19 protein-coding genes are annotated in these 17059 nt (G+C 70.6%); 9 read left to right on the forward strand and 10 right to left on the reverse strand.

The features are described from left to right. The 4 genes from D9R14_RS14550 to rimP form a co-directional block, all read right to left on the reverse strand. On the reverse strand, positions 1-266 hold a 266-nt coding region (locus tag D9R14_RS14550), incomplete at its 3' end, for a translation initiation factor IF-2 associated domain-containing protein (protein WP_147453039.1). Further along, positions 263-991: an RNA-binding protein gene (locus tag D9R14_RS14555; RefSeq protein WP_121624069.1), complete on the reverse strand. Its 729-nt coding sequence runs from the start codon at positions 989-991 to the stop codon at positions 263-265. The genes D9R14_RS14550 and D9R14_RS14555, both read right to left, overlap by 4 nt. Positions 992-1011: 20 nt before the next feature. Further along, positions 1012-2622, reverse strand: coding sequence for a transcription termination factor NusA (gene nusA / locus D9R14_RS14560; protein WP_121624070.1), 1611 nt, complete (start codon positions 2620-2622; stop codon positions 1012-1014). Continuing rightward, complete coding sequence (rimP, locus tag D9R14_RS14565) at positions 2622-3458, reverse strand: ribosome maturation factor RimP (protein WP_121624071.1); 837 nt, start codon at positions 3456-3458, stop codon at positions 2622-2624. Before rimP ends, nusA begins: the two co-directional genes overlap by 1 nt. A gap of 469 nt (positions 3459-3927) precedes the next feature. On the opposite strand from rimP, the gene D9R14_RS14570 reads away from it, so the two are divergent. Continuing rightward, a complete protein-coding gene (locus tag D9R14_RS14570) occupies positions 3928-4326 on the forward strand; it encodes a D-Ala-D-Ala carboxypeptidase family metallohydrolase (protein WP_121624072.1) in 399 nt (132 codons plus the stop codon). A gap of 100 nt (positions 4327-4426) precedes the next feature. Here the strand turns inward: D9R14_RS14570 and D9R14_RS14575 are convergent, their stop codons facing one another. Continuing rightward, positions 4427-4942 carry a universal stress protein gene (locus D9R14_RS14575; protein ID WP_121624073.1) on the reverse strand — a complete coding sequence of 172 codons (516 nt, stop codon included), beginning with the start codon at positions 4940-4942 and terminating at the stop codon, positions 4427-4429. Between the two features lie 211 nt (positions 4943-5153). Here D9R14_RS14575 and D9R14_RS14580 point away from each other — a divergent pair, with 211 nt between their 5' ends. Continuing rightward, the gene (locus D9R14_RS14580; protein ID WP_121624074.1) at positions 5154-5591 is read left to right on the forward strand and encodes a GlcG/HbpS family heme-binding protein; all 438 of its coding nucleotides are present in this window, start codon (positions 5154-5156) and stop codon (positions 5589-5591) included. Positions 5592-5687: 96 nt separating this feature from the next. On the opposite strand, the gene D9R14_RS14585 is transcribed toward D9R14_RS14580, so the two are convergent. Further along, a complete protein-coding gene (locus D9R14_RS14585) occupies positions 5688-6299 on the reverse strand; it encodes a malonic semialdehyde reductase (protein WP_121624075.1) in 612 nt (203 codons plus the stop codon). Positions 6300-6640: 341 nt separating this feature from the next. Here D9R14_RS14585 and D9R14_RS14590 point away from each other — a divergent pair, with 341 nt between their 5' ends. From D9R14_RS14590 to D9R14_RS14600, 3 genes are all read left to right on the forward strand, one after another. Continuing rightward, positions 6641-7873, forward strand: coding sequence for a pyridoxal phosphate-dependent aminotransferase (locus D9R14_RS14590; RefSeq protein WP_121624076.1), 1233 nt, complete (start codon positions 6641-6643; stop codon positions 7871-7873). Then, positions 7870-8925 carry an AbrB family transcriptional regulator gene (locus D9R14_RS14595; RefSeq protein WP_170168625.1) on the forward strand — a complete coding sequence of 352 codons (1056 nt, stop codon included), beginning with the start codon at positions 7870-7872 and terminating at the stop codon, positions 8923-8925. The genes D9R14_RS14590 and D9R14_RS14595 overlap by 4 nt, the downstream gene beginning before the upstream one ends. 88 nt (positions 8926-9013) lie before the next feature. After that, positions 9014-9427 carry a DoxX family protein gene (locus tag D9R14_RS14600; protein WP_121624078.1) on the forward strand — a complete coding sequence of 138 codons (414 nt, stop codon included), beginning with the start codon at positions 9014-9016 and terminating at the stop codon, positions 9425-9427. A gap of 45 nt (positions 9428-9472) precedes the next feature. On the opposite strand, the gene D9R14_RS14605 is transcribed toward D9R14_RS14600, so the two are convergent. After that, positions 9473-10225 (reverse strand): M48 family metallopeptidase, encoded by a 753-nt coding sequence (locus tag D9R14_RS14605; protein WP_121624079.1) that lies wholly within the window; start codon positions 10223-10225, stop codon positions 9473-9475. A 281-nt stretch (positions 10226-10506) separates the two neighbouring features. Then, positions 10507-11940 (reverse strand): polyhydroxyalkanoate depolymerase, encoded by a 1434-nt coding sequence (locus tag D9R14_RS14610; protein ID WP_121624080.1) that lies wholly within the window; start codon positions 11938-11940, stop codon positions 10507-10509. A 153-nt stretch (positions 11941-12093) separates the two neighbouring features. Here D9R14_RS14610 and D9R14_RS14615 point away from each other — a divergent pair, with 153 nt between their 5' ends. The 3 genes from D9R14_RS14615 to D9R14_RS14625 all read left to right on the forward strand — a co-directional run bounded on the left by D9R14_RS14615 (position 12094) and on the right by D9R14_RS14625 (position 14600). Further along, positions 12094-13449, forward strand: coding sequence for an ActS/PrrB/RegB family redox-sensitive histidine kinase (locus D9R14_RS14615; protein ID WP_342634789.1), 1356 nt, complete (start codon positions 12094-12096; stop codon positions 13447-13449). A gap of 69 nt (positions 13450-13518) precedes the next feature. Beyond that, a complete protein-coding gene (locus D9R14_RS14620) occupies positions 13519-14073 on the forward strand; it encodes an ActR/PrrA/RegA family redox response regulator transcription factor (RefSeq protein ID WP_121624081.1) in 555 nt (184 codons plus the stop codon). A 92-nt stretch (positions 14074-14165) separates the two neighbouring features. Further along, complete coding sequence (locus tag D9R14_RS14625; protein WP_121624082.1) at positions 14166-14600, forward strand: DUF4174 domain-containing protein; 435 nt, start codon at positions 14166-14168, stop codon at positions 14598-14600. Positions 14601-14622: 22 nt separating this feature from the next. Here D9R14_RS14625 and D9R14_RS14630 read toward each other — a convergent pair whose 3' ends face one another. Continuing rightward, positions 14623-15099: an MmcB family DNA repair protein gene (locus tag D9R14_RS14630; RefSeq protein WP_121624083.1), complete on the reverse strand. Its 477-nt coding sequence runs from the start codon at positions 15097-15099 to the stop codon at positions 14623-14625. Then, the gene (locus D9R14_RS14635) at positions 15099-16001 is read right to left on the reverse strand and encodes a YihY/virulence factor BrkB family protein (RefSeq protein WP_121624084.1); all 903 of its coding nucleotides are present in this window, start codon (positions 15999-16001) and stop codon (positions 15099-15101) included. Before D9R14_RS14635 ends, D9R14_RS14630 begins: the two co-directional genes overlap by 1 nt. 204 nt (positions 16002-16205) lie before the next feature. Here D9R14_RS14635 and D9R14_RS14640 point away from each other — a divergent pair, with 204 nt between their 5' ends. Then, complete coding sequence (locus tag D9R14_RS14640) at positions 16206-17033, forward strand: phosphatase PAP2 family protein (protein WP_121624085.1); 828 nt, start codon at positions 16206-16208, stop codon at positions 17031-17033. Positions 17034-17059: the final 26 nt, after the last annotated feature.

Genomic DNA, 17059 nt, shown 5'->3' on the forward strand with positions numbered 1-17059 from the left:
GCCGCAGGCGCGGCCTTCGCAGCGGCCGGCGCAGGCGCAGCCGGGGCAGCGGCCGGAGCTGCGGGGCGCGGCGTCGCCGCCGCAGGCGCTGCAGCCTCGCCCGGCGCGATGACGCGGCGCTTCACCTTCTCCACCACCACCGCCTTGGAGCGGCCGTGGCTGAAGCTCTGGCGCACCGTGCCCTGCTCCACCGGGCGCTTCAGGGTGAGCGTCTTGCCGGGGGCGGGATGGAGCGTCTTGTCGCCGGGAGTCTTGGTGTCGTTCATTCCGTATCCGTTCCTTGCATCCGGTCGGGGGATGCGCCTGCGTTCAGGCCATGCCCCTCCGGCGCGCTGTCGGACGTTCCGGTCCGCCAGCGCTCGAGCTTTCGGCAGCGCGCGAGAAATCCCGCGGTCGTCGGATGCGCGAGCAGCGCCGCATGTACCACATTTGACCGCCCCAACGCCAAGTCCAATTCGATGCCGGGAAAGCAATCGATCACATGGACCCGAGGGGCGCCTTGCGCCTCCGCCTGCCGGACGCGCGCATCCAGCTTGCGCACCCCGTCCGGGCGCGCATCGGCGGCGTGGAGAAGCACGAGCACGCCGCCACCGGCGAGCGCCTCCTCCACCTTCGCGTTGCCCGTGACCACACGCCCAGCCTTGTTGGCAAGACTCAGGGATGCGCGGGCATCGCGCGAAAGAAGTTCATCGACGAGATCGGCCAGGCCGGGGTCGGCCGTGCCCTTGCCCTTGAAGGCGCGGCCGAAGGCCTTGCGCTTCAGGGCGGTCTCCAGCGCCGCGCGGGTGGCGCTCACCCAGGCGCCGCGGCCCGGCAGCCGGCGCGCGAGGTCAGGGACGATCGTGCCGTCCGGCCCCACCACGAAGCGCAGCATCTCCCCCACGGGCGTCACGGCGCGGGTGGCGAGGCACAGGCGCGCGAGCGGCGCGCGCGCAACGGCAACGCTGCGCGGCCCCCCGTCCGTCTCCTCGTCCAGCACGCTCGCGAGCACCGTGGGTCATCTCCTTCTACTCAGGCCGAGGCGTCGGGGGCGGCCTCTTCGGCCTCCTCCGCGCCCTCGGGGACAAGGTCTTCGGCGCTGATCCAGCCCGCGGTGACGCGGGCCTGCATGATCAGGGTCTCGGCGTCCTCGCGGGTGAACTCGAAGCCGTCGAGCGCGCCGGGATGGCGGGTGGTCTCGCCGTCCTTGCGCTCGCTCCAGCCGATCAGGTCGTCGGTGGCGCAACCGGCGAGGTCCTCGACGCTCTTGATGTCGTTCTCGCCGAACGCCACCAGCATCTTGGAGGTGACGCCGGGCACGCCCTTCAGGTCGTCCTCGACGCCCAGCTCCTTGCGGCGGGCATCCAGCGCCTCCTCCACCTCGGCGAGGTGCTTGAGGGCGCGGGCCTGAAGCTCGGCCGCGGTGTCCTCGTCGAAGCCCTCGATGGAGGCGAGCTCCGACACCGGCACGTAGGCGATCTCCTCCACCGAGGTGAAGCCCTCGGAGGTGAGCAGCTGGCCCATCATCTCGTCGAGATCGAGCGCCTCGGCGAACATCTTGGTGCGCTCGGCGAACTCCTTCTGGCGCCGCTCGCTCTCCTCCTGCTCGGTCATGATGTCGATGTCCCAGCCGGTGAGCTGGGAGGCGAGGCGCACGTTCTGGCCGCGCCGGCCGATGGCGAGCGAGAGCTGCGCGTCGGGCACCACCACCTCGATGCGCTCGCGGTCCTCGTCGAGCACCACCTTCACCACCTCGGCCGGGGCGAGGGCGTTGACGATGAAGGTCGCGATGTCCGGGTTCCAGGGGATGATGTCGATCTTCTCGCCCTGCAGCTCGTTCACCACCGCCTGCACGCGCGAGCCGCGCATGCCGACGCAGGCGCCGACCGGGTCCACCGAAGAATCGCGCGAGATGACGGCGATCTTGGCGCGCGAGCCGGGATCGCGGGCGACCGCCTTGATCTCGACGATGCCGTCGTAGATCTCCGGCACTTCCTGGGCGAACAGCTTCGACATGAACTGCGGATGGGTGCGCGAGAGGAAGATCTGCGGGCCGCGCGGCTCGCGGCGCACGTCGTAGACATAGGCGCGGATGCGGTCGCCGGTCTTGACCATCTCGCGCGGCAGCAGCTCGTCGCGGCGCAGGATGCCTTCGCCGCGGCCGAGGTCCACCACCACGTTGCCGTACTCGACCCGCTTGACGAGGCCGTTGACGATGTCGCCGATGCGGTCCTTGTACTCGTCATACTGCCGGTCGCGCTCGGCCTCGCGCACCTTCTGCACGATCACCTGCTTGGCCGACTGGGCCGCGATGCGGCCGAAGTCGAAGGGCGGCAGGGTGTCGGCGATGGTGTCGCCCACCTGGGCCGCGGGATTGTGGCGGCGCGCGCCGTCAAGGGTGATCTCGGTGGCGGAATTCTCCACCTCGTCCACCACCAGCAGGTGGCGCGCCAGGCGCAGCTCGCCGGTCTTGGGATTGATGTCCGCGTGGATGTCCGTCTCCTGGCCGTAGCGCGAGCGCGCGGCCTTGGCGATGGCGTCCTCCATGGCGGCGATGACGATGCCGCGGTCGATGGACTTCTCCCGCGCGACCGCGTCAGCGATCTGCAGAAGCTCCAGGCGGTTTGCGCTGACGGCGACCATCAGTGCGTCTCCTTCGCAGTGGTCTTCGGGGCCCGGACGTCGTCTTCTTCGGCGAAGGGCGACTTCTTGACCTTGGTTTTCTTTGCGTGCGCCTTCTTGCCGGTCTTGCTGGCCTTGGCCTTCTTGCCGACGACCTTGCCGGTCAGGCCCTTGTTGGCGCTCGGATTGTGGCGCGGCGGCGCGGGCATGTCCTCGTCCGCCAGAGCATCCTCTTCGGCCGCGCCTTCGGCGCCGTCGAGGAAGGCCTCGGCCTCGTCGTCCAGGTCCTCGCCGGCGGCCTTGGCGGCGCGCAGCGCCTCGCGGATCAGGGCATCGGTGAGGACGAGCTTGGCTTCATGGATGTCGCCCACCTGAAGGCGCACGGTCGGCTCCTCGTCGGCCTTGGCGTCGAGCCGGCGCACCACCGCCTCGCTGCCCTCGGCGCCGATCAGCAGGCCGCGGAAGCGCTTGCGGCCGTCCACCGGCACCGCCATCTCGATCTTCACCTCGTGGCCGGACCAGCGCACGAAGTCGCTGAGGCGCACCAAAGGCCGGTCGATGCCGGGCGAGGACATCTCCAGGCGGTAGGCGCCGTGGATCGGGTCCTCCACGTCGAGCACCGGCGAGAGGGCGCGCGAGGCGGCCTCGCAATCGTCGATGGTCATGGTGCCGTCCGGCCGCTCGGCCATGATCTGCACCGTGCCGCCGTCGCGGTTGGTGACCTTCACGCGCACCAGCCGGAATCCCAGGCCCCCGAGCACGCCGGAGGCGATGGACGCTACGCGCGCCGAGACGCCGGTCTCGGTGATGAGGCGCGGCTCGTCGGCATCGGCGGTCAGGGTGATCGGGTCGCTCATGTCCCTCCGGGACGGTTCTTGCGCAGCTTCCGTGCGCGGAATTTCGTGTTCGCTCGCCGCCGCGGGGCCGCCGTCCGGCGGTCCTCTCGGCGGGTCGCGCCAGTCGCGCCAGGGGATGCTTCGGCTCCGACGGGTGCGGATATGCCGAAAAGGAGCGGGTCCCGGCCGGGGCCCACTCTCATCACCTTCGACTGCGATGGCGCTGAGGTATCCCTCATCAGGGACGGCGCCAATATAGCGTCAAACTGAGATTGCGCAAGCACATCTGCACAGGCGCCCCACGCGGGTCTGCGCGGAGAGGTAGAATGCGCCGCGTGCGGCACGCCCTATTTGTGCCAAACATCGCCGATCTAAAGCGCGCCCTCCGGACGCCGCGCTGCGCGTCCCGATCGCCGGGCCATCTCCCGCAGGCGCCTTTCGCCGCCGCGGACGCCCGCCATTCCCCCAATTCCAAGGACCTTCGTCGAGCATGGCATTTCCTGTGCGTACGCTTTCCGCCGCCCTCATTCTCGCCGCTGCCTTGGGCCCCGCCTTCGCCGGTCCGAAATCGAAGTCCGGCAGCGCGGGCTCATCGAGCACCAGCCTCGCCTGCCTTCCGCCGGAGCTGCGCAGCGCGCTCGCGGACGTGGAGCAGAAGTTCGGCGCCGTGACGGTGATCTCCACCCATCGCCCCGGCGCCGTGATCGCCGGAACCGGCCGGCCGAGCCAGCACCGCGACTGCGGTGCCGTCGACTTCCGCCCTTCCGGCAACCGCCGCGCCATCGTCGCCTTCCTGCGCAACGATCCACGGGTGAAGGGCCTCGGCCTTTACCGGTCCGGCCACATCCATATCGATGCCGGCCCTTATCGCGTGACGTGGAACAAGTGACCGGCGTACCACGTCCGCGATGAGCGGGCCCCCGCCGCGTCCCTGCCGCGCTTGCGCGGCGGCCGGCGGGGCGGCCCGCTTCGATGCTGCCCCCGGCGCCTCAGGCGAGGGCGTCCAGTTCCTCATCGGAGAGCGCGCCGGGCACGATGGTGACGGGCACCGGGAAGCGCGCCGCGTGGCCGGTGACGAGGCTCGTCACCAGCGGCCCCGGCCCCTCGCTGCCGGTGCCGGCGGCGAGCACCAGGATGGCGAGGTCGCGGTCTTCCGCGATGAGGGAGAAGATCGCCGCCGCCTTCGAGCCCTCGCGGATCACCTCCTCGGCGGCGATGCCGGCCACCTGGCGCGCCCGCGCCGCGAATTTCTGAAGCCGCGCCTGCATCTGCTCCTGCGCCTCGGCGCGCATCAGGTCGGCGACGCCGAGCCACTGCTGGTTCACGCCTTCCAGCTCCAGGACGCCGAGCAGGACCAGCCCGCCCGAGGTCCCGGCGGCGCGCCTGCTGGCATAATAGACCGCGCGGTCGCATTCCGGCGTGTCGTCCACCACCACCAGGAACTTGCGGCGGTGTCCCGGCTCGAAGCTGAGGCGCTTGGGGTTGGGGGTCGCGGCGGCGGTCATGGCTCTGTCTCCCGGTCTTGGCGGCGATGGTGCCATGCCGGGGCGGCGAGGGAGAGCAAAAATGGCGCGCGATCGCCGCCGATCGGCCGCGCCGCCGGTTCAGAAACGCGGCCGGATGCGGTAGAGGGATGGGCGGCGTCCGGCGTCCGATCCACCGGCCGGGCGAACCCGCCGGCGCGCTCCCGCGCCCGCCCTGACCAGGAGGAAGCCCTTGAAAAGCCTGACACTCGCCGCGGCGCAGACCATCCTCAACGCCGCCCATGCCCATGCGCGGACGCACGACATGAAGCCGCTCGCCATCTGCGTCCTGGATGGGCGTGGGGCGCTCAAGAGCTTCCTCGCCGACGATACCACCAGCCTCAACCGGGGGGATATCGCGCGAGGAAAGGCGAACGGGGCCCTCGCCATGGGCATGGGGTCGCGCGCGCTGTTCAAGCGGGCGCAGGAGCAGCCCTATTTCATCGCCGCGGCCACCAGCACCATCGGCGGCGCGCTGATTCCGGTGCCGGGCGGCGTGCTGATCCGCGATGACCTGGGCGACGTCATCGGCGCGATCGGAATTTCCGGCGACACCTCGGACAATGACGAGGCCTGCGCCGTGGCCGGCATCACCGCCGCCGGCCTCACCGCCGATCCCGGCGAGGGCTGATCGCACGCCGGGCCGGCCGCAGGTCCATCCCCGCGGCCGGCCCGGCCGGCATCCTGGACATTCCCTCGCGGGTTCAGGCCCAGTTCCGCCGGTGGATCAGACGATCGCGGCCGCGTCCGCGAAGGCGAGGCGCGGCAGGCGCTCCATCACCTTGGAATGGTCGCCGTGGCCGACGGCGGCGATGAAATTGGTCTTCACCGTGCCGCCGGGGAAGAATTCCGCATCCACCGTCGCCTGGTCGAAGCCGGACATGGGGCCGACATCGAGCCCGAGCGCGCGGGCGGCGAGGATGAGGTAGGCGCCCTGGAGCGAGGAATTGCGGAAGGCGTGCGGCTCGACCATCTCGGGCTTGTTCACGAACAGGTCGCGGAAGCCGGGATTGTGCGGGAACACCTCGGGGATCCGGTCGTAGAACTTGGTGTCGTAGCCGATCAGCGCGATCACCGGCGCGGCGAGCGCCTTGCGGTTGCCTTCCGGGAGCGCCGGGGCGAGGCGCGCCTTGGCCGCCTCGGAGCGCACGAACACGAAGCGCGCCGGCTGGGTGTTGGCCGAGGTGGGGCCGAATTTCACCAGGTCGTAGAGCGCCCGGATCTCGGCGTCGCTCACCGGCTGGTCGGTCCAGCCATTGTGCGAGCGGGCGGTGCGGAACAGGGTGTCGAGCGCGGCCGGGTCGAGGGCCGGGCGGGTGGTCTGAACGGTGGCGGTCATCGCGTGTCCCCGCGTCTGGAGATGCCGGCGCGTCGAAGCTGCCGGCCTTGGTGTCTCCAGAGCTAGGTTGCCGTTCCTGCAATCACAATGCGCAGCCATGCAAGGCACCATTGCGCAGACGCACTGCCGATAGGTAATTGGCGCCGCCAACGATCAGCCTTTCTGATCGAACCCCGTCAGCAATTGATGAGAAAACCGGGCGGATGGCGTCTATGGTTCGGGGGCGGCGACTCATTCGTGAACCCGCCGCCTGTTCTGAGCCTTTTGCCACCGCGCCTTTTCCCTCAGCCTTCGCCCGCGCCTTCGCCCCGAACGCGCTCCAGCCTGCCGCCGAGCCTGCCATGACCGCCCCATCCCCAAGCACGCCGCAGCGCGCGGTTCCGTCCGCGGCCGATCCCTGCCTCGACCGGGTGCGCGCCCATGTGCGCGCACTGCCGGAGAGCGGCATCGTCGAGGTGATGAATTACGGCCGCGCCCGCGGCGGGGTGATTCCCATGTGGGCGGGCGAGGGCGACCTGCCGACGCCGGCCTTCATCAGCCACGCCGCCGCCCGATCGCTGGAGGCGGGAGAGACGTTCTACACCTGGCAGCGCGGCCTGCCGGAGCTGCGCGCGGCGCTGGCGCGCTACATCGCCCGGCTCTACGGCGTCGCCGAGGCGCCCGAGCGCTTCTTCGTCACCGGCTCGGGCATGCAGGCGATCCAGATCGCCTTCACCATGGCGCTGGGGGCGGGAGAGGAACTGCTGTTGCCCTCGCCCACCTGGCCGAACGCGGCGGCGGCGGCGCTGAAGATCGGCGCCGTTCCGGTGCCCGTGCCGTTCGACTACGGGCCGACGGGCTTCACCTTCGATCATGACCGGCTGGAGCGCGCCGTCACGCCGCGCACCCGCGCCATCTTCGTCAATTCGCCGGCCAATCCCACCGGCTTCGTCGCCTCCCACGACGATCTGCGCGCCATCCTGGCGCTGGCGCGCCGGCACGGGCTGTGGATCGTCGCCGACGAGATCTACGGCCGCTTCCACTACGGCGAAGGCGCGCTTGCGCCCTCGTTCCGCGACGTGATGGAGGACGACGACCACATCCTGTTCGTGCAGACCTTCTCGAAGAACTGGGCCATGACGGGCTGGCGCATCGGCTGGCTGGAGGCGCCGCCGGCGCTCGGCCAGGTGATCGAGAACCTGATCCAGTATTCCACCTCCGGGGTCGCGGCCTTCATGCAGCGCGCCGCCATCGCGGCGCTGGAGCAGGGCGAGCCGTTCGTCGCCGAGCAGGTGGCGCGGGCGAAGGCCGGGCGCGACCTCATGTGCGCCGCGCTCGCCGCCACCGGGCGGGTCGACCTGGTGCCGCCGGCCGGCGCCTTCTATCTGTTCTTCGGCGTCGCCGGGGAGCCGGACGTGCGCCGGCTGGCGCTGCGGCTGGTGGACGAGGCCCAGGTGGGGCTCGCGCCCGGCACCGCCTTCGGCCCCGGCGGCGAGCGCTTCCTGCGCCTGTGCTTCGCCCGCGGCGAGACGCAGCTTGCCGATGTGGCGCAGCGGCTCTCGGGCTGGCTCACCGCGCGGCGGGAGGTCCCGTGAGCCCTTCGGGCGGCCGGGGAAAGGCACTGCGCGCCAGCCTGCTCACCCTCGCGGCCGGCGGGCTCGGCGGCTTCGCCTTCCACCTTGCCGGCCTGCCGGCCGCCTGGATCTCCGGCGCGCTCCTGCTGACGCTGGCGCTGGCCTTGGCGCGGGTGGACGTCCAGGTGCCGAAGCCGATCGAGATCGCCTCCTATGTGGTGCTCGGCACCTCCATGGGCACCGCGCTCACGCCCGACCTGGTGGCCCAGGCCACAACCTGGCCCGTCAGCATGGCCTTCCTGACGGTCAGCGTGTTCTGCACCATGGCGGGCTCGATGCTCTATTTCCGCCATGTGGCCCGCTGGTCGCTGGAGACCGCCTTCTATGCCTCCGCGCCCGGCGCCTTCTCGGCGGTGGTGGGCATGGCGGCGGAAAGCGGGGCGGACCTGCGGCGGGTCGCCTTCGCCCAGACGGTGCGCCTGTTCCTGCTGGTGGCGGCGCTGCCCAACATCCTCGGGGCCGCCGGCCTCGCCAGCGCGCAGGTGGCGGCGCCGCCGCAGCGGGGCGGCTGGGCGGAGGTGGCGCTGCTGCTGGCGGCCTGCGCCGCATGCGGCCTGCTCGCCGGCCGGGTGCGCATGCCGGGCGGCGTCATCGTCGGCGCGCTGCTGGCGAGCGCGGCCCTGCACCTTGCGGGCCTGTCCACCGCCACCCTGCCCATGGCGCTTCTGGTGCCCGCCTTCGTGGTTCTGGGCTGCAACGTGGGCGTCCGCTTCCGCGGCACCAGCCTCTACACGGTGCGGGAGATGACCCTGGTCTCGGTGGTCGGCTTCGTGGTGTCCGCCGGCATCTCGGCGGTGTTCGCGGTGCTCGCCGCGCTCGCCACCAACGACGATCCGGGCAAGCTGCTCACGGCCTTCGCGCCGGGGGCGCTGGAGGCCATGACGGCGCTCGGCTTCGCGCTCGGCTACGATCCCGCCTTCATGAGCGCGCACCACCTGTTCCGCTTCGCCGGCCTCTCGGTGGCGCTGCCGCTCATGGCGCGCCTCCTGTTTGCGGTGCGCGAGGGCAGGTAGCCGACGCCGTCGGTCCACCGCGCGGCTTTTCCCATGGTCAAGTTTGCTGTTTCGCGCCATAAGGATGGCCTGCGCAGGAGTTCCCCCCATGCACCTGTTGGACGACGTCGCCCTTCTCTTCGGCCGGCTGTTCATGGCCGCCTTGTTTCTGCCCTCCGGCATCCAGAAGGCCACCAACATCTCCGGCATCACCGGCATGCTTGCGAGCAAGGGTCTGCCCTATCCGAGCACGCTCGCGATCCTCGCCGTGATCGTCGAGATCGCCGCGCCGGTGGCGCTGATCCTCGGCATCGCCTCGCGGCTCACCGCGATCCTGCTGATCGGCTTCACGGTCGTGGCGACCCTGACGGCGCACGCTTATTGGCAGATGCCCGAGGCGGCCCAGGCGGCGCAGCAGATCCAGTTCTTCAAGAACCTCGCCGTCATCGGCGGGCTGCTGTTCTATTTCGCCAGCGGGCCGGGCGCCATCTCGCTGGAGCGCCAGGTCGGCCACCGCAGCTGAGGCTGCGGAGCCGGCCCCGGATCGAGGCGGGGCCGCCGTGGGACGTCAGCCGTAGCGGTGCAGTCCTGCCCCGTTATGGCGCAGCCACGCCTCCGCCTCGGCGCGGCGCGGGAAGATGCTCTCCACCAGCCGCCAGTAGCGCGGCCCGTGGTTCATCTCCAGCCGGTGGGCCACTTCGTGCGCGGCGAGATAGTCGAGCACGAAGGGCGGCGCCATGATGAGGCGCCAGGAGAAGGACAGGTCGCCCCGGGCCGAGCACGAGCCCCAGCGGCTCGCCGTGTCGCGCAGGGTGATGCGGCCCACCTCCACCTTGAGCGCAGCCGCATGGCGGCGCACCGCCGCGACCAGCTCGGCGCGGGCCTCGCGCTTGAGGTGGTCGCGCACCCTGCGGGCGACGTGGGGCGCCTCGCCGGCGACGCAGAGCGCCGGCATGCCGCCTTGCGCCGGCGCGGCCCAGACCGTGCCGCGGTCGTCCGGCCGGTGGACGATGAGATGCGGCTCGCCGCGCACCGGCACGATGGCCCCGGCCTCGAACGGCACCATCTCCGGCAGGCGCACGAGGCGCACGCGCACCCATTCGCGATGGCGCTCGACGAAGTTGCGCGCCGCGGACAGCGGCACGTGGGGCGGTGCGGTGAGGGTCACGTCGCGCGCCACGGCGCGCACGCGCAAGGTGAGGCGCTGGGCCTTGGGATGCCGCCGCACCGTCACGGCCAGGGGCTCTCCATCGAGCATCAGCTCGATGGATTCGACAGTGCCCCGGGGCGGGGCCTTGCGATCCTGGCGGCGGAACAGCATGGCGATCGTTCTGGAGATGTTCGCAGCGGCATCTTCACCAAAAACCACGTTCCCCGCTACCCCTCCCGTGCGCGCCGCCCACACGCAATCATGCAGGCCGCCCGCAAAATGACGGAACGCTTTCTGAAATATTGAGAAACCGCCGCGCGGATGCGCCGGACCTTCGCCGGCGCGAACCCGGTCCGCGAAACAGCGTTGATCGCCCCGGGCCTTGCGGCGCAGGCGTGATTCCCCACCGTCATGCGGGGCGGCTTGCGGCTCCGGCCCGCGCCGGCGGCGTCTCAGCTTGAGGCGCCGCCGCGGACGGGGAGCGGGGTGACGTTGGGCGGAAAGCCGAACACGTCGGTCTCCACCGGGCCGTCGGGCTGGGGCTCCGGCAGCGGCCGCTTCGGCGCCGGCGTGCGCGCGGCGCCGGCCGGCAGTTCCTGGGAGAGGATGAAGTCGGAGATGCGCGGGGCGATCTCGGAGCGGAAGCGCGAGCCGTTGAACACGCCGTAATGGCCCACGCCCGGCTGCTCCCAATGGGCGCGCTTGTCCTCGGGAATGCGCGGGCACAAGGCATGGGCTGCCTTGGTCTGGCCGATTCCGGAGATGTCGTCCTTCTCGCCCTCCACCGTCATCAGCGCCACCCGATGCACCGCCGACGGGTCGACCCGCTGGGAATGGTGCATGATCTCGCCCTTCGGCAGAGCGTGGGTGATGAACACGTTCTCCACCGTATCGAGATAGAAGTCGGCGGTGAGATCCATGACGGCGAGATACTCGTCGTAGAATTCGCGGTGCTTCTCCGCCGAATCGCCATCGCCCTTCACCAGATGGCGGAACAGGTCCCAATGGGCCTGCAGATGGCGATCGAGGTTCATGCTCATGAAGCCGTTGAGCTGCAGGAAGCCGGGATAGACCTCCCTGAGCGCGCCGGCATGGGGCCATGGCACCTGGGTGATGACGTTGCGCCGGAACCAGTCGATGCCGCGGTCCTGCGCCATCGCGTTGACCGCGGTCGGCGCCTCGCGCGTGTCGATGGGGCCGCCCATGAGGATCATGGACTTCGGGACGTAGGGGTCCTCCTCCTGCTCCATGCGGGCGACCGCCATCAGCACCGGCACCGCCGGCTGGCACACCGCCATCACGTGGCAGTCGCCGCCCATGCGGTGGAAGATGGAGATCAGGTAGTCCACATAGTCGGACAGGCCGAAGCGGCCCTCCGCGAGCGGCACCATCTTGGCGTCCACCCAGTCGGTCACATAGACGTCGTGGGTGGGCAGCATGGCCTCCACCGTGCCGCGCAGCAGGGTGGCGTAGTGACCGGAGACCGGCGCCACCACCAGCAAACGCGGCTGCGGCCGGCGCGGGGGATGGTCGAAGGCGCGCTCGAAATGCAGCAGATTGCAGAACGGCCGCGACCACACCGTATTGATGTGGACCGGTACCTTCATCGCCCCCACCGTAGTGTGGGTGATGCCCCAATCGGGCTTGCCGTAGCGGCGCGTGGTGCGCTCGAACAGCTCGCACGCCGCCGCCATCGACTTGCCGATGGTGGTGTGCGACACCGGATTGATGGGGTTCTTCAGGAACATCCGGCTCGCGTCCGCCATGGCGCGCGAGGGGTTGAGCGCAGCGTGGCCCATCTCGTAGAGCCAGTAGAGCGGCGTCGACAGGCCCAGATCGACTTGGGTCGGGAGCTTCGTCACGCCGGTGAATTCACCGATGGCCATGGACCAACCTCGCGAAATGGGGGTCGGGGACCCTCCCGCTTGTCCCGGGCTGGGTCAATGCCGACGAAGGGAGGGGGGATCATATCAATGTCGAGATATGTCCCGGATGTCACAGTGCAAGGCACCCCGATATGGGGTGGGAGGTAAGACGGAATGATGCCAGCGCTTGCTGCGTCGCAGCACGGCCGCTCCGCGGGGCTGCGGCTCGACACCTTGATTCGGCTGCGCTGGCTCGCGGTGGCCGGCCAGACGGCCGCCCTCGTGGTGGTGAACCTGGTCCTGGGCTTCGACCTGCCCATCGTGCCGTGCCTCGCGGCGGTGTCCCTGTCGGTGCTCCTGAACGTCTTCCTGCGGATCAAGTTCCCGCTCGCCCGGCGGCTCGGCGACGGGGCCGCGGGGCCGCTGCTCGCCTATGACGTCCTTCAGCTCACCGCTTTGCTCTATCTCACGGGCGGACTTAAGAATCCGTTCGTGCTGCTCTATCTAGCGCCGGTCATGATCTCGGCCACCGGCCTCGCCTGGGGCACCACGGTGGTGCTCGGCGCGCTGGCGGTGGCCTGCGCCGGGGCGGTGGGGCTTTATGCCTGGCCGCTGCCCTGGGGCGGGTCGCCCGCGCCGGTGCTGCCCGACCTCTATCTGGCCGGCGTCTGGGTCTCGCTCACGGTGGCGGTGGGCTTCATCGGCCTGCATTCCTGGCGCGTGGCGGAGGAGGCGCGCGAGCTCGGCGACGCGCTGGCAGCCACCGAGCTGGTGCTGGCCCGCGAGCAGCATCTGTCCGCCATCGACGGCCTCGCCGCCGCCGCCGCCCACGAACTGGGCACGCCGCTCTCCACCATCGCCCTCGTGGTGAAGGAGATGGAGCGCTCCATGAAGCCGGACGATCCCCATCTCGAGGACGTGACGCTGCTGCGCGATCAGGCCAAGCGCTGCCGCGACATCCTCCAGACCCTCACCTCGCTCCAGGCGGGCGACGCCCCGTTCGACCGCATGCCGCTGCGCCTCCTGCTGGAGGAGGTGGTGGAGCCGCACCGCAATTTCGGCATCACCATCGCCATCGAAGTGCCGGACGACCCGGACGCGCCGGTGATCGCGCGCAATCCGGGCCTCATCTACGGCCTCGGCAATCTGGTGGAGAACGCGGTGGACTTCGCCGCCGAGCGGGTCGAGATCCATGCCCAGTGGAGCCCCACGGGCCTGGAGATCGTCCTCCTCGACGACGGCCCCGGCTTCGCGCCCGAGGTGATCGCCCGCATCGGCCAGCCCTACGTCACCTCCCGCGCGCGCGATCGCCAGGACCCGGATGGCGAGAGCGGCCTCGGCCTCGGTTTCTTCATCGCCAAGACGCTGCTGGAGCGCACCGGGGCCGCCTTGACCTTCGCCAACCGGACGCCGCCGCAGAGCGGGGCGCTCATCACCGTGTCCTGGCCGCGCGCCGCGCTGGCCATAGAAGTGGAAAGAAGCGCGACAGATCGACGCGGCTTGGGCTATTCTTCGCCCAAAGAAGCGTAAAAGTCCGGGAAAATTGACGGTATGCGGAGAGCCATCGGCGAGCGGCTCGCAGATTCGAGGAATTGAGCGATGAACGATGTGACGCCCCCCGAGGTGGGAGAAGAACGGTCGGTTCTGATCGTCGATGACGACCGTCCGTTCCTCCAGCGCCTCGCGCGGGCCATGGAGGCGCGGGGATTTGCCGTCGCCACGGCCGAGACCGTGGCCGAGGGCCTCGCCCGGGTCGAGGCAGGCGCCCCCGCTTATGCGGTGGTGGACATGCGGCTCGGCGACGGCACCGGCCTCGACGTGATCTCGGCGCTCAAGAAGCACCGCCCCGGCGCCCGCGCCATCGTGCTCACCGGCTACGGCAACATCGCCACCGCCGTCACCGCGGTGAAGCTCGGCGCGGTGGACTATCTCGCCAAGCCCGCCGACGCGGACGACGTGGTGGCCGCCCTGTTCGCCACCGGCGACCACAAGCCGATCCCGCCGGAAAATCCCATGTCCGCCGACCGGGTGCGGTGGGAGCACATCCAGCGCGTCTACGAATTGTGCGGGCGCAACGTGTCGGAGACCGCGCGCCGGCTCTCCATGCACCGCCGCACACTGCAGCGCATCCTCGCCAAGCGCGCGCCGCGCTGAGGCGGCCGGCCGCCGGGCGCTGATCCGGCGCGCCGGAAGTCCCGTAACGGAAGGACGGGCCGACGCCGGCCTCCGAAACCGGGAGCTTTGCCATGCGCGCCTCATCCAGGGCCGGGCTCGTGCTCGGCCTCGCTTTCGCCTCCGGCCTGCCGTTCGCAGCGCCTGCCGCCGCCGACCGGCTCGACGTCCTGCGCTGGCAGGCCCGGCCGGTGGTGGTGTTCGCCCCCTCCGCGGCCGATCCGCGCCTCGCCGACCAGGCGGCCCGGTTCGCCGCGCAGCGCGCGGGCCTTTCCGAGCGCCACATGGTGGTGCTGACCGTGACCGACGCCGCCGACCCGCTGCGCCGCCGGCTCAACGTGGCGGCCGACCGCTTCCGGGTGCTGCTGGTGGGCAAGGACGGCCACGTGGCCGGGCGCTGGAGCGCGCCGGTCGATCCCGACGCCCTGTTTGCCTTGATCGACAAGATGCCCATGAGACGCGACGAGATGAGGCGCGACGAGATGCGACGCGGCACGGGCTCCAACTAGCCCGGCGCGGGTCAGCGCCCGCTCACAGGCTGTAGCGCGTCAGTTCGGGATCGTAGAGCGCCGCGAGCCGCGAGGCCGCCGTGTGGGCGAAGCGCAGCATCAGCGCCTTGCGCGTCGCCGCGGGCAGAGGATGGGCCGGCGCCGGGCGCAGCAGCTCGGCGCCGAACGCGTCGGCCACCAGCAGCCCCGTCTCCTCGGGCAGGATCTCGACCGGGAAGTCGAGCGGCACGGCGAACAGAAGCCGGTCGCAATAGGCGCGGTAGTCCGGCCATTTGAGGTCGGTGCGGAAATCCGTGACGGACGACTTGATCTCGACAATGGAGATCTCGCCGCGCCCGTCCACAGCGAGAATGTCGGCACGCCGGCCGGAGACCAGGCAGAATTCGGGGACTCCGACGAGGCCGCGCGCCGAAAGGTGCCGCAGCACGCCGCGCTGGACCGCCCGCGCGGTGGGCGACTGGCGCCCGTCCTCGCGCGGCTCCGGCAGCGTCTCCGGCATCACGGATGCGTCTCCGCCGCCGCCGCTTGCGGCGCCGGAAGGGCGAGCATGGCCGGCGCCTGGGCGCGCTTGATGGCGGCGTTCAGTTCGCCGCCGAACACGAAGATCGATGCCGTCAGATAGAGGAACACCAACGCGATCATCACCGAGGCGAGGCCGGCATAGGTGGTGACGTAGTTGGCGGGGAATTCCGACAGATAGAAGCCGAACGCCGCCGCGCCCAGCAGCCACAGCGCCAGCGTCACCAGGATGCCCGGCGCCACCTCCAGAAGCGAGCGCCGGCCCGCCGGCAGCCACAGATGCGCCACCACCAGCGCCACCACCAAAATGAGGCCGGTGAGGCCGAACCGCGCCAGCGTCACCATGCGCGAGAGCGGTTCGAGCTGCGGCAGTTCGAACACCGCCGCCTGCCACAGGAGCGGGCCGAGCACCACCAGGAAGGACAGGGCCAGCATGGACACGGCGGCGAGCAGGACGTAGCCGATGGATTCCAGGCGCAGCCAGTACCACGCCCGCTCCTCGCGCACCCCGTAGGCGCGGTTGAGGCCGATCCTCAGGCTCTCGATGCCGTTGGAGGAGAAGTAGATGGCGAGCACCACGCCATAGGTGAGCACGTCGGTGCGCACCTGGTTCACCACGTTGTGGATCTCCCGCGAGATCGGCTCGGCCACCTTGTGGGGCCAGGTCTCCAGGATCAGCTCGATGGTCTCGGCGGCGAGCGGGCGCAGATCGAGGAAGCCGGCCAGAGCGGTCACGAAGATCAGGAACGGGAACAGCGACATGAGCGCGGAGAGCGCGATATGGCTGGCGATCGCCCAGCCGTCGTCGGCCGAGAACGTCCAGATCGCGTCGATGACGATCTTGTACGTGTCGATCACCAAGCGATAGGCGCGCCGCAGCATCCTGGCTCCAACTTGCCGGCTCCAACGGGTTCGCCGGCCCCGACTCTCCGGCCCCCGTCAGATCGGGCCTTCCCCGGCGAATGGCAAGCGCGCCGTGGCGCCTTCGGGCCGCGGCGCTGACATTTTCGCGATTCGACGCGGCGGGAAAATCCACTAAAGGGAACAGGCGCCGCGGCGGCAAGCGCCGGCGGCAGAGGAGGAAACGTGCGGCCTGTCCTGTTCCTTGCCCTCGTGATCGGCGCCGCGGTGGCGATCCTGTTCACCGTCTTCCCGCAATGGGACCTCGCCATCAGCGGCTATTTCTGGGACGTCGGGCGCCGCGCGTTCACGCTCGCCGGCGCCTCCTGGGCCAAGACCGCCCGCTCGCTCGCCAACTGGATTCCCTGGCTGATCGCCGGGCCGGCGTTCGCCGCCATCATCCTGAAGCTGCTGTTCCCCTGGGGCCGCATGTTCATGAGCGCGCGCGCCGCGGTGTTCCTGGCCGCCACCATGGCGCTCGGGCCGGGCCTCGTGGTGAACGGCATCCTCAAGGAGGAATGGGGCCGCCCCCGCCCGGTGCATGTGGAGGAGTTCGGCGGCAAGGATGCCTACCGGCCCTGGTTCGCCACCGACGGCGCGTGCCCCGGCAATTGCTCCTTCGTCTCGGGCGAGGGGGCGCTCGGCTTCTGGCTTACCGCGCCGGCCAGCCTCGTGCCCGGCCCGCTCGGGGTGGTGGCCATGACCGCGGCGGTCGCCTTCGCCGCCACCGCCGGGGGGCTGCGCATCGCCTTCGGCGGCCACTTCTTCACCGACGTGGTGTTCTCCGGCGTGGTGGTGGTGCTGATCGTGGTGGCGATGCGCTATCTGATCTACGGCCGCAAGGGCGCGCCCACCGACTTCCGCATGGAGCACGCCATCGGCCGCGTGGGCTACGCCCTCCATGCTTTGGTGCGCGGCACGGCACGCGCCCTCGCGGGGCTCGTCCGGCGCGGCGCCGCGGCCTTGCGCGCCCTTGCGGCACGCCACTTGCCAGGGCGCCGCGCGGGCCTATAGTCCGCGCCGATTTTGCTCCCAACAGC

Origin of the sequence: Xanthobacter tagetidis (assembly GCF_003667445.1) — a bacterium.
Taxonomy (GTDB): Bacteria; Pseudomonadota; Alphaproteobacteria; order Rhizobiales; family Xanthobacteraceae; genus Xanthobacter; species Xanthobacter tagetidis.

Excerpts from the sequence above, each read along its gene's own strand:
- D9R14_RS14575 (WP_121624073.1), bottom strand. The coding sequence starts at position 4,942 with ATGACCGCCGCCGCGACCCCCAACCCCAAGCGCCTCAGCTTCGAGCCG.
- D9R14_RS14570 (WP_121624072.1), top strand. The coding sequence starts at position 3,928 with ATGGCATTTCCTGTGCGTACGCTTTCCGCCGCCCTCATTCTCGCCGCT.
- rimP (WP_121624071.1), bottom strand. The coding sequence starts at position 3,458 with ATGAGCGACCCGATCACCCTGACCGCCGATGCCGACGAGCCGCGCCTC.
- D9R14_RS14585 (WP_121624075.1), bottom strand. The coding sequence starts at position 6,299 with ATGACCGCCACCGTTCAGACCACCCGCCCGGCCCTCGACCCGGCCGCG.
- D9R14_RS14625 (WP_121624082.1), top strand. The coding sequence starts at position 14,166 with ATGCGCGCCTCATCCAGGGCCGGGCTCGTGCTCGGCCTCGCTTTCGCC.
- D9R14_RS14635 (WP_121624084.1), bottom strand. The coding sequence starts at position 16,001 with ATGCTGCGGCGCGCCTATCGCTTGGTGATCGACACGTACAAGATCGTC.
- D9R14_RS14610 (WP_121624080.1), bottom strand. The coding sequence starts at position 11,940 with ATGGCCATCGGTGAATTCACCGGCGTGACGAAGCTCCCGACCCAAGTC.
- D9R14_RS14620 (WP_121624081.1), top strand. The coding sequence starts at position 13,519 with ATGAACGATGTGACGCCCCCCGAGGTGGGAGAAGAACGGTCGGTTCTG.
- D9R14_RS14630 (WP_121624083.1), bottom strand. The coding sequence starts at position 15,099 with ATGCCGGAGACGCTGCCGGAGCCGCGCGAGGACGGGCGCCAGTCGCCC.
- D9R14_RS14615 (WP_342634789.1), top strand. The coding sequence starts at position 12,094 with ATGATGCCAGCGCTTGCTGCGTCGCAGCACGGCCGCTCCGCGGGGCTG.
- nusA (WP_121624070.1), bottom strand. The coding sequence starts at position 2,622 with ATGGTCGCCGTCAGCGCAAACCGCCTGGAGCTTCTGCAGATCGCTGAC.
- D9R14_RS14600 (WP_121624078.1), top strand. The coding sequence starts at position 9,014 with ATGCACCTGTTGGACGACGTCGCCCTTCTCTTCGGCCGGCTGTTCATG.
- D9R14_RS14605 (WP_121624079.1), bottom strand. The coding sequence starts at position 10,225 with ATGCTGTTCCGCCGCCAGGATCGCAAGGCCCCGCCCCGGGGCACTGTC.
- D9R14_RS14590 (WP_121624076.1), top strand. The coding sequence starts at position 6,641 with ATGACCGCCCCATCCCCAAGCACGCCGCAGCGCGCGGTTCCGTCCGCG.